This window comes from Citrobacter sp. wls757, from assembly GCF_005280935.1.
In the GTDB taxonomy this organism is placed as follows: Bacteria; Pseudomonadota; Gammaproteobacteria; order Enterobacterales; family Enterobacteriaceae; genus Citrobacter; species Citrobacter portucalensis.
On the sequence record NZ_SZWU01000015.1, the window covers coordinates 452,626 to 463,474 of the forward strand.

13 protein-coding genes are annotated in these 10,849 nt (G+C 53.4%); 3 read left to right on the plus strand and 10 right to left on the minus strand.

What is annotated here, in order from left to right; all coding sequences use genetic code 11:
• The first annotated feature begins 2 nt into the window (after nt 1-2).
• Complete coding sequence (gene chiQ, locus FDW94_RS03920) at nt 3-335, plus strand: ChiQ/YbfN family lipoprotein (protein WP_008784106.1); 333 nt, start codon at nt 3-5, stop codon at nt 333-335.
• A 50-nt stretch (nt 336-385) separates the two neighbouring features.
• On the opposite strand, the gene FDW94_RS03925 is transcribed toward chiQ, so the two are convergent.
• The 9 genes from FDW94_RS03925 to ybfF form a co-directional block, all read right to left on the minus strand.
• Nucleotides 386-1,681: an MFS transporter gene (locus FDW94_RS03925; RefSeq protein ID WP_079934611.1), complete on the minus strand. Its 1,296-nt coding sequence runs from the start codon at nt 1,679-1,681 to the stop codon at nt 386-388.
• A gap of 53 nt (nt 1,682-1,734) precedes the next feature.
• Entirely contained in the window at nt 1,735-2,874 is a 1,140-nt protein-coding gene (gene tcuB / locus FDW94_RS03930; RefSeq protein ID WP_137377159.1) for a tricarballylate utilization 4Fe-4S protein TcuB, read from the minus strand.
• The gene (gene tcuA / locus FDW94_RS03935; RefSeq protein WP_071445742.1) at nt 2,861-4,264 is read right to left on the minus strand and encodes an FAD-dependent tricarballylate dehydrogenase TcuA; all 1,404 of its coding nucleotides are present in this window, start codon (nt 4,262-4,264) and stop codon (nt 2,861-2,863) included. Before tcuA ends, tcuB begins: the two co-directional genes overlap by 14 nt.
• A gap of 97 nt (nt 4,265-4,361) precedes the next feature.
• On the minus strand, nt 4,362-5,288 hold the full coding sequence (gene tcuR, locus FDW94_RS03940; protein ID WP_137377160.1) for a tricarballylate utilization LysR family transcriptional regulator TcuR: 927 nt from the start codon (nt 5,286-5,288) through the stop codon (nt 4,362-4,364).
• 128 nt (nt 5,289-5,416) lie between these two features.
• Nucleotides 5,417-5,863 carry a ferric iron uptake transcriptional regulator gene (gene fur, locus FDW94_RS03945; RefSeq protein ID WP_003022836.1) on the minus strand — a complete coding sequence of 149 codons (447 nt, stop codon included), beginning with the start codon at nt 5,861-5,863 and terminating at the stop codon, nt 5,417-5,419.
• Nucleotides 5,856-5,942, minus strand: a complete 87-nt coding sequence (locus tag FDW94_RS03950; RefSeq protein WP_100247215.1) for a ryhB-regulated fur leader peptide — start codon at nt 5,940-5,942, stop codon at nt 5,856-5,858. Before FDW94_RS03950 ends, fur begins: the two co-directional genes overlap by 8 nt.
• Before the next feature lie 210 nt (nt 5,943-6,152).
• Entirely contained in the window at nt 6,153-6,683 is a 531-nt protein-coding gene (gene fldA, locus FDW94_RS03955) for a flavodoxin FldA (protein WP_003022839.1), read from the minus strand.
• A gap of 155 nt (nt 6,684-6,838) precedes the next feature.
• The gene (gene ybfE, locus FDW94_RS03960) at nt 6,839-7,126 is read right to left on the minus strand and encodes a LexA regulated protein (protein ID WP_003831362.1); all 288 of its coding nucleotides are present in this window, start codon (nt 7,124-7,126) and stop codon (nt 6,839-6,841) included.
• Nucleotides 7,127-7,254: 128 nt separating this feature from the next.
• On the minus strand, nt 7,255-8,028 hold the full coding sequence (ybfF, locus tag FDW94_RS03965) for an esterase (protein WP_137377161.1): 774 nt from the start codon (nt 8,026-8,028) through the stop codon (nt 7,255-7,257).
• A 194-nt stretch (nt 8,029-8,222) separates the two neighbouring features.
• On the opposite strand from ybfF, the gene seqA reads away from it, so the two are divergent.
• A complete protein-coding gene (gene seqA, locus FDW94_RS03970; RefSeq protein WP_003022848.1) occupies nt 8,223-8,765 on the plus strand; it encodes a replication initiation negative regulator SeqA in 543 nt (180 codons plus the stop codon).
• 24 nt (nt 8,766-8,789) lie between these two features.
• Entirely contained in the window at nt 8,790-10,430 is a 1,641-nt protein-coding gene (gene pgm / locus FDW94_RS03975) for a phosphoglucomutase (alpha-D-glucose-1,6-bisphosphate-dependent) (protein ID WP_008784117.1), read from the plus strand.
• A 96-nt stretch (nt 10,431-10,526) separates the two neighbouring features.
• Here the strand turns inward: pgm and FDW94_RS23830 are convergent.
• On the minus strand, nt 10,527-10,849 hold a 323-nt coding region (locus FDW94_RS23830), incomplete at its 5' end, for a winged helix-turn-helix domain-containing protein (RefSeq protein ID WP_249358280.1).

Genomic DNA, 10,849 nt, shown 5'->3' on the forward strand with positions numbered 1-10,849 from the left:
CTATGAAAAAACTGATACTCATCGCCGTTATGGCATCAGGGCTGGTGGCGTGTGCGCAATCTCCTGCGCCGAAAGAGGACAGCCGTCTGAAAGAAGCCTACAGCGCGTGTATTAATACCGCGCAGGGATCGCCGGAGAAAATTGAAGCCTGCCAAAGCGTGTTGAATGTGCTGAAGAAAGAAAAACAGCACCAACAGTTTGCCAATGAAGAAAGCGTACGCGTGCTGGATTATCAGCAGTGTATCCAGGCCACGCGCACGGGTAACGGTCAGTCCGTCAATGCTGATTGTGACAAGGTCTGGCAGGAAATACGCAGTAAGAATACTGCGCAGTAAATCGAAAAATGAAAATACAACGGGCGGAGAATTCTCCGCCCGTTTGCATGTCAGAGTTTCTGTTCGGCCGGTTGATAATGACGACTCAGGCGGACAAACAACATTGCCGTGGCGGCGAGTCCGCAAAGTGCCGCGCACATCAGCCACCATCCCGGCGAGCTTTTATCTCCGGTTAGCTGGACCAGCGCCGTGGATATGACGGGTGTCAGACCGCCAAAAATCGCCGTAGCCAGACTGAAGGCCAGTGAAAAACCCACCGTACGGACATAGACAGGCATCACCTCGGTGAGTGCCGCGACCATTGCCCCATTGTACATACCAAAAAAGAACGAGAACCAAAGCAGAACCAACGTCATGCGCATAAAATCTGGCGCGGCGGTGAGCCAGTGCATGACCGGCCAGGTGGTGAGCAGTGCGAGTACGGTAATCCCCATCAACACCGGGCGGCGACCAATTCGGTCAGAAATCGCTCCGCCAATCGGCAGCCAGATAAAGTTAGAAATACCGACCAGCATGGTGACGATCAGGCTGTCGCGAGCGCTCAGATGGAGTACAGCCCTGCCATAGGTCGGGGTATAGACGGTAATAAAGTAAAACGTCGTTGTGGTCATCGCCACCAGCAGTGTACCCGCTGAGATCAGACGCCAGTTTTTGATGATAGTGGTGAAAATTTCCCTAGTGTCGGGACGGTGTGTACGTTGTAAAAATGCGTCCGTTTCCTGAAGCGAGCGGCGCAGGACGAAGATCAACGGAATAATCATACAACCAATAAAGAACGGAATGCGCCAGCCCCATTCAGAGATTTCATCGTGCCCCAGCGTGGCATTCAGGCCGTAGCCAATCAGCGCTGCCACCACAATGGCAACCTGTTGGCTGGCAGACTGCCAGCTGGTGTAGAAACCTTTATTGCCAGGCGTGGCGATTTCAGAAAGATAAACCGAAACGCCGCCCAACTCTACGCCCGCAGAGAAGCCCTGCAATAATCGACCGACTAATACCAGCACAGGAGCCAGCAGGCCAATACTTTGATAACCGGGAACCAGAGCAATCAACAGGGTCCCGCAGCCCATGATCGCCAGCGTCACCATCAGTCCTTTGCGGCGACCAATTCTGTCGATATAAGCACCCAGCACGATTGCGCCAACGGGCCGCATTAAAAAACCCGAACCGAAAACCGCAAAGGTCAACATGAGCCCGGCAAACTCACTCTCCGCGGGGAAGAAAGTCTTTGCGATATAGGTGGCGTAAAACCCGAACAGAAAAAAGTCGAACTGTTCGAGAAAATTACCGCTGGTTACCCGCAGTATTGCGCCGAAAGTTCCGGTGCGCGATGGTTGTTGTGTCATTGGGTTTGCTCCACTGTCTTATCATAATATTTATAGAGGTAAGAGTTTGCGGGTTAGTCGCCTGAGACTCCCGCCTGTTTGCCGCGCCGTTTCTCAATCGCCCACTTGAGTAAGGCTGCGCAGCGGTAAAATCCGTGGGCAAATTTTCCGTAAGGAATGGTCAGAAAAAGCGCCATGACCACACCGAGATGAATGGCCAGTAAAATAGCCATCCATGAAGTGTCCCTTCCCGCCAGCAGCGCCAGACCGGTCAGACTGGTCAGCAGCAGTAGCAAAATAAAACCGCGATCCATCGGTTTTTGCCGTGCATCGCCATGTAGCGGTGAGCGCTTAAGATTAAGCCATAGCAAGCCAGCCGGGCCGACAACCAGGCCAATGCCACCCAACGTGCCCAGCATGACCGGAACGCTGAAGAACGGGTAGGGCGCTTCTATGCCTGCAAAGTAGTGATAGCCTGTTGCCACCACGGTGGCGGCAAAGCAGAGCATAAAACCATAGAAGGTAAAGTGGTGGAAACGGCGACGCATCAGGGTGAAAGCATCATCCGCTTCGTTACAACCTTTGCCATGGCCTCCATCGAGATACTTCAGCGTCAGCGCATTGTGCGAGGCTTCAGCAATCTCGGCGGAACGCGGCATGCCCGGAGAAATCTCGCGCCAGAAGCGGATCACTCCTGCCATCAGCAAACCGATCGCCAGAACAAAGACCGAACCAAACATCCAGGCCAGCAGGTTATGCGGGAAAATTTGATAGAAATCCCCGGCCAGTGGAGGATGGAATAATGAACCTTTCAAACCTATAGCGAGGAGTAAAAACAGGATCAGACCGAAAACCAGCGCCAGCGTCACGGTTACGCCTGCGCGACGATAAAGCGTGCCAAAGGCGGCGGGTTGCGCGTAATGCTGATAGGTTTCGAGCCGGACTTCCGCCATCGCCTTCGGCACGTTGATGGCAAATTCATGAGGTGGGGCATACTGACACGCGTGCAGGCAAGCGCCGCAGTTATGGCACAAGTTTGCCAGATAATTGATATCCGCTTTACCGAATTCCAGACGCTGCGTCATGGCCGGGAACACGGCGCAAAAGCCTTCACAATAGCGACAGGCATTGCACACCTGCATTACACGTTCAACTTCCGCTTCCGGTTCGGTGATAATTTGTGCTTCGATGATCAGTTTCTCAAGCTGCTTCATGACGTGTCTCCTTACGTGCGGCCAGCGCGGCTTCTTTTCCGGCAATGCGGCCAAAGGTCGTGCCGATCGACATCCCCACGCCTGCGGTGTAACCCTTGCCCAGCACGTTGCCCGCCATCATCTCTCCGGCGACGAACAGGTTACGGCTTGGAAGCCCTGCAAAATGCACAGCGGCGCGTTCGTTCACTTTTAACCCAAGATAAGTGAAGGTGATTCCTGGCCGAAGGGCGTAGCCGTAGTAAGGCGGTTGATCCAGCGGTCGCGCCCAATGCGTTTTCGCGGGTAGCAAATCTTTAGTGGCGCAGTTATCCAGAACGGTATGGTCGAACTGACCTGGCTGGCAGGCGTTGTTGTACTCTGTCACGGTGTGGGTAAAGCGTTCGGCATCCAGTCCTAACTGAAAGGCCAGTTCAGCCAGCGTATTGGCCTGCGTGCCGGGAAAGACCGGAGGCATGAAGTGTCCGATAGCTTTACTGTCGATGATGGAGTAGCCAATCTGTCCTGGCTGTTGAGCGACCAGACGTCCCCAGATGGCGTAGCGTTTGGGCCAGAAATCTTCACCTTCATCATAAAAACGCTCAGCGTCCCGGTTCACCACAATACCGAGCGAAACGCAGTCCACGCGGGTGCAAATCCCGCCGTCATATAATGGCGCTCTGGCATCAATTGCCACACAGTGTGACTGGGAGGGATCGCCGATAATGTCTGCGCCAGCATCCATCATAAATTTGAGCAGTACGCCCTGGTTAAAGCGCGTGCCGCGAATCAGAAAGTTATCCGCAGGCCATTCGCCGCGCTCGTTCTCTCCCCACGCTTCTCGTAGCCATTCGCGGTTAGACTCAAACCCGCCCGCGGCAAGCACGCAGGATTTAGCTGTGATACGCTCGTTGCCTGACAGCGCCGCCACGAACTCGCCGTTGTGCAGTTCAAGCGCCTGAACGGGAGTGTCATAGCGGATTTGCACGCCCAACTTTTCGGCACTGCGGTAATAGGCATTCACCAGGGCTTTTCCGCCCCCCATAAAAAAGGCGTTGGTCCGCGCCACGTGCAAAGCGCCAGAGAGAGGAGGCTGAAAGTTAACGCCGTGCTGGCGCATCCAGTCGCGGCATTGGGAAGAGGTACGGATCACCAGACGCGCCAGGGCTTCGTTGGTATTTCCTTCCGTGACGCGGCGCAGATCCTGCCAGAATTCTTCTTCAGGATAGCTTTCCACCAGCACATCCTGCGGCGCATCATGCATACAGCGCAGATTACGCGTGTGTTGGGAGTTTCCTCCGCGCCATTCACGGGGAGCCGCTTCGAGCAGGAGTACCGAAGCTCCTTGCTCGCGGGCAGACAAGGCAGCGCATAACGCGGCATTGCCACCACCAATCACCAGAACATCAACCATCGTATACTCCATTACCATTTAACCATTTGTTAAATTTGTAATTGAAATGTATACGCACGGCTTGTGCGGGCGCTATGACGTGGTGCTAAACGGTACTTTAGTTATTGTAAAGGATGGCGCCAGGCCAGCTTCCTGCTTCCACCAGTTGATGCATCACTTTCGTCAGCACCACGCGGGCCGCGAGGCCTGCCGGGGTGAGTTCATCGTCTGAGAGACTCACCAGAAAGTTGGGGCGGCTAAGTATTGGATTGTGGACGCCGATCACTCTTAGCGTCTCTTTATCGAGATGGGAAATTGCCGCGCCGGGCTGGAGAGTGGCACCAATGCCACTGCGCACGGCGCGCATGAGTAGCGCCAGACCATCAATTTCCGTGGCGATCTCAATGTTCAGCGCGTGTTCCTGACAAATCGCTTCCAGCCTGCCGCGCAGACCGTGGCCCGGGCTTGGCATTATCAATGGGATACTTGCCAGTTGGGCTGGAGCAATATTGTCATCGGCAATATCAGCCAGTAAGGCATGAGTCCCAATCAAAAACAGCCGCTCTTCGAGAATCGGTGTGGCGCTCCAGCGCAGGATCTTTTCTTTCTGAAACACGACAGCCAGATCAATCTGGCGGGTATTAATCATCCGCTCCAGATTGCCAGAGAGGCTTTCCACCACATGCAGACGGACATCACTGTAGCTTTCCCGCATGGCGTTGATAAACGGCATTCCGAGAACGGAAGCGGTACTGGGAGCCATACCGACGCTGACGTGCCCGGAAAGCCGGGACTCTCGTGCGGCGAGGATCGCATCGTCTGCGTGACGGAGCGCCAGCTGCGCCTGGGAGTAAAAAGCCAGTCCGGCGCTGGTGGGCGTCACGCCTCGCGAGGTGCGCTGCAGCAGGCGAATAGCGAGTTCGTTTTCCAGACGCGACATTTGCTGGCTGAGTGCCGAAACCCCGATATTGAGATCGAGTGCCGCGCTACCCATGCTGCCGGTTTCTACAATGCGCACAAAATAGCGTAGCTGGCGAAGTTCCATTTCGACTCTCCGGAAGGGGCAATTGATTTTTACATTAAAGCAACACAGGAGCGGAGGGAAGGGGAAAAGGGCAGGTAATGCCCATAAAAAAAGCCAACCGGAAGGTTGGCTTTTCAAAAAGCATTACATTATTTGCCGTCGTGGGCATGCTCATCTTCGCGGCAATCGCCTTCCGCGCAGTGGCCGTAGAGATAGAGACTATGGTTGGTTAAACGAATACCATGTTTAGCCGCAATCTCACGCTGGCGCGCTTCGATGGAATCATCGCTGAACTCGACCACTTTGCCGCAGTCGAGGCAAATGAGGTGATCGTGGTGATGCTGTTGAGTCAGTTCGAAGACGGATTTACCACCTTCAAAATTATGGCGGGTCACGATACCGGCATCATCAAACTGGTTCAGCACACGATACACGGTCGCCAGACCAATCTCTTCACCCATATCGATCAGGCGTTTGTATAAATCTTCCGCACTGACGTGATGGTTATCCGGTTCCTGAAGAACTTCCAGAATTTTTAAACGAGGAAGCGTTACTTTCAGGCCAGCCTTCTTTAATGCGGTATTGTTGTCAGTCATGCGGAATCTGTCCTGTAGCTAAACGATTCACTTCATTAACAGAAGTGACAGAAATTGCACTTGAGATAATGCGTATCATTATAGAACTGCCATGGCTAAATGAAAACTGCAAGTCTCTGGCATATATTGTTAATCAAAACGTGGTATCGCCGACAAACACACTGTGCAACACCCGATTGGCATCCAGCCATTGTACAGGGTCAGACGAAAAAGTTACAAATTTGTAGCAATTATTTTGATTGGTTTTATCTATTGATGCGGCGCAGATGGAAATCTACGCCGCACGAAATCAGGCATTAATGATTTCGTCGAGGTGCAGCTCTTCAGAGATCTGCTTAACCCATTTTTCTACGCGTTCTGCTGTCAGTTCTGGCTGGCGATCTTCATCGATAGCCAGACCGACAAAGTGGTCGTCGTCAGCCAGGCCTTTAGACGCTTCAAAGTGATAACCCGCAGTCGGCCAGTGACCAACGATAGTTGCGCCGCGCGGTTCGATGATGTCGCGAATGGTCCCTAACGCATCGCAGAAATATTCTGCGTAATCTTCCTGGTCGCCGCAGCCGAACAATGCAACCAGTTTGCCATTAAAATCAATGTCTTCGAGGGTAGGGAAGAAGTCGTCCCAGTCACACTGAGCTTCACCGTAGTACCAGGTTGGGATGCCGAGCAGCAGAATGTCATAACCTTCGAGGTCTTCTTTGCTGCTTTTTGCAATGTCATGAACATCGGCAACGTCTTTACCAAGCTGTTTTTGAATCATTTTTGCGATGTTTTCGGTATTACCGGTGTCGCTGCCGAAAAAGATGCCAGTGATTGCCATGAGTAAAATAACCTCTTGAAACTTATTGAAATGGTGGTGGCGCATTGCCCACGGATAAGGGCAATCATAGCAGAACAGTCAGGCATGCGGAAACAGCAAACACGCAGGACTGCACTCTGTGCTACACGATTTATGATTTAGAGCAGAAATTCAGACTATGCCTGACCGCGCAATGTGCTGAGTTGGGTCATCAGCATCTCTTCGATGAGTTCACTGCGACTCATGTTACGCGCCTCAGCCAGCTCGTTCAGAGCGTCAACGGCATCAGCGTTCAGTTTCAGTTCGACACGCTTAAGCCCGCGAACTTTGTCACGCTTAAGCTGATTACGTTTATTAATACGTAACTGTTCATCACGCGAGAGCGGATTAGTTTTGGGTCGTCCCGGGCGACGCTCCTGCGCGAACAGATCTAATGTCGTACGGTCCGTTTGTTCTTTGGCCATGATCTTGGTGACTTCGGGGAAACAATCAGCCAGGCGTCTGCCCGGATGGATAGCGCGCCATAATACATCAGCAGGGGGGACACGCCAACGCCCACGCGCGTAATCGCGCGCAGACGCTGAGTTTTTAATCAGTTAGCCTGTTCGTTCAGATAACGACGGATGGCGCGCAGCACCGCCTCCGGTTTTTCCGCATGCACCCAATGACCGGCTCCTGCAATAACATGCGCCCGAGCCTGTGGGAATTGTGTCAGCAGTTGTTCGCGATACGCTTCGGTAACATACGGTGAGTTGCCGCCAGGGATAAACAGCGCCGGGTGCTCCCACGCAGGAATGGTTTCCCAACCGACGATATGAGGATACTGATCCCACAGCACGGGAACGTTAAAACGCCATTCGCCGTCTACGAAAGATTTCAGCAGAAACTGGATTACGCCTTCCTCATGCAGATGTTGACGCATGACGCTGGCCGCCTGCTGACGTGAAGTGGCCTGGGCATCGGTTACGGCATTAATAGCGGTAAAGATCGCATCGTGACGGCGAACATGATAGTCGACCGGAGCAATATCAATGGCCACCAGTCGATCGATACGATCAGGAGCCAGCGCGGTTAACGCCATGACGGCTTTCCCCCCCATCGAGTGACCAATAAAGGTCGCCTTTTCTATTTGCTGAGCGTCCAGCGTATCCAGCAAATCTTGCGCCATGGCCGGATAATTCATATCAGGGGAACGAGGGGAGAGGCCATGATTTCGCATATCGACCTGGATGATATCGTGATCGACCACCAGATCGCGTGCCAGGATCCCCAGGTTATCCAGACTGCCAAACAGGCCGTGAACCAGGACGATGGGGGAATTATTGTGCAGGTTTTGCGCAGATTGCGCTCGGATATTCAATTTCATGGCAAAGTTCTTTTTTTCACACTCACGGGTTAGGGTATCATGTTGACCATTCTGCCACATGGCTGCAACAACTACGGTTACTCTGAGTTTTGCTGGCCACCAGGCTTGACGCTATCCGCTGTTGGGATTTGCCTTTACACTACGTGTGTTTACCCCGACAACTTGTATTCAGCTAAACACTGCACTGGATTAAGATGAAAACGATTGAAGTTGATGATGAACTCTATAGCTATATTGCCAGCCACACCAAGCATATTGGCGAGAGCGCATCCGACATTTTACGGCGTATGTTGAAATTTTCCGCCGCATCACAGCCTGTCACTCCGATAGTCAAAGAAGTCCGCGCTGTGCAACCTGTCGTGGAAGCTAAGCCGGTTAACCCCGTAAAAGATAAAGTGCGCGCGATGCGTGAACTGCTGCTGTCCGACGAATACGCGGAACAGAAGAAAGCAGTAAATCGCTTTATGCTGGTGCTGTCTACACTCTATTCACTGGATCAAAACGCGTTCGCCGAAGCAACGGAATCGTTGCATGGCCGTACGCGCGTTTATTTTGCAGCGGATGAACAGACGCTGCTGAAAAATGGTAATCAAACCAAACCGAAACACGTGCCAGGCACGCCGTACTGGGTGATCACCAACACCAATACCGGCCGTAAATGCAGCATGGTTGAACACATCATGCAGTCAATGCAATTCCCTGCGGAATTGATTGAAAAGGTTTGCGGAACAATTTAATCCTTGCATTAGAAGGACCAGGCAATGGCAATCCACAACCGTGCAGGTCAACCTGCGCAACAGAGTGATTTGATTAACGTCGCCCAACTGACGGCACAGTACTATGTACTGAAACCAACAGCAGGGAACGCTGAGCACGCCGTTAAGTTCGGTACGTCCGGACATCGCGGCAGTGCAGGTCGTCATAGTTTTAACGAGCCGCATATTCTGGCTATCGCTCAGGCGATTGCTGAAGAACGTGCGAAAAACGGGATTACTGGCCCGTGCTATGTGGGCAAGGATACCCACGCGCTGTCTGAACCGGCTTTTATCTCTGTACTGGAAGTGCTGGCGGCGAACGGCGTTGACGTCATCGTGCAGGAAAATAACGGCTTTACGCCAACCCCTGCTGTGTCGAATGCTATCCTGGTCCACAACAAAAAAGGCGGCCCGCTGGCTGACGGCATTGTGATCACGCCGTCCCACAACCCGCCGGAAGATGGCGGCATTAAATACAACCCGCCAAACGGTGGTCCGGCAGATACCAACGTCACCAAAGTGGTGGAAGACAGAGCCAACGCGCTGCTGGCTGACGGTCTGCAAGGCGTGAAGCGCATGTCGCTGGACGCTGCGCTGGCATCTGGTCATGTAACAGAGCAGGATCTGGTTCAGCCGTTTGTTGAAGGACTGGCTGACATCGTCGACATGGCGGCGATCCAAAAAGCGGGTCTGACGCTGGGTGTCGATCCGCTGGGCGGTTCCGGTATCGAATACTGGAAGCGTATTGCTAAGCACTACAACCTGAACCTGACTATCGTTAACGATCACGTTGATCAGACTTTCCGCTTTATGCATCTCGACAAAGATGGCGCTATCCGCATGGACTGCTCCTCCGAGTGCGCGATGGCGGGCCTGCTGGCGCTGCGCGACAAGTTCGATCTGGCCTTTGCCAACGACCCAGACTACGACCGTCACGGTATCGTCACCCCGGCAGGGCTGATGAATCCGAACCACTACCTGGCGGTGGCGATCAACTACCTGTTCCAGCATCGTCCGCAGTGGGGCAAAGATGTTGCCGTTGGTAAGACGCTGGTGTCCTCGGCGATGATTGACCGCGTGGTGAATGATTTAGGGCGTAAACTGGTCGAAGTGCCGGTTGGCTTTAAATGGTTTGTTGACGGTCTGTTCGACGGCAGCTTTGGCTTTGGTGGTGAAGAGAGCGCGGGGGCATCTTTCCTGCGTTTCGACGGTACACCGTGGTCGACCGACAAAGACGGCATCATCATGTGCCTGTTGGCGGCAGAAATTACCGCAGTGACCGGTAAGAATCCGCAGGAGCACTACAACGAACTGGCTGCCCGCTTTGGTGCGCCGAGCTACAACCGCCTGCAGGCAAGTGCGACCTCTGCACAGAAAGCGGCGCTGTCTAAGCTGTCTCCGGAAATGGTGAGTGCCAGCACGCTGGCGGGCGACCCGATCACCGCACGTCTGACGGCGGCACCGGGCAACGGTGCTTCTATCGGCGGTCTGAAGGTGATGACTGACAACGGCTGGTTTGCCGCTCGTCCGTCCGGCACCGAAGACGCTTATAAAATCTACTGCGAGAGCTTCCTCGGTGAAGAACATCGCAAGCAGATTGAAAAAGAAGCGGTTGAGATCGTCAGCGAAGTGCTGAAAAACGCGTAAACCGTAGGCCGGATAAGACGCTAGCGTCGCTATCCGGTATGAATAAAAAAGCCGGATAGCTTTGTGCTGATCCGGCTTTTTTTATTCGGCTTAGATTCACGGCATAAACCGATAACCAATCCCGGTTTCGGTCAGAAAATGACGCGGACGCGCCGGGTCCTGTTCCAGCTTCTGGCGCAGGTGTCCCATGTAAATTCGCAGATAGTGACTGTGTTCGACGGCGTTCGGTCCCCAAACCTGATTTAGCAACTGGCGTTGCGTTAGTACCTTTCCGGCATTATTCAGCAGTACCGCTAACAGGCGAAACTCAATCGGCGTCAGATGAATCTCTTCATCACCACGATGTACGAGCCGGGCGGCGATATCTACTTTTACGTTGGAAAAATGCACCACCGGCTCGGGAGACGCGCCGCTGGCGT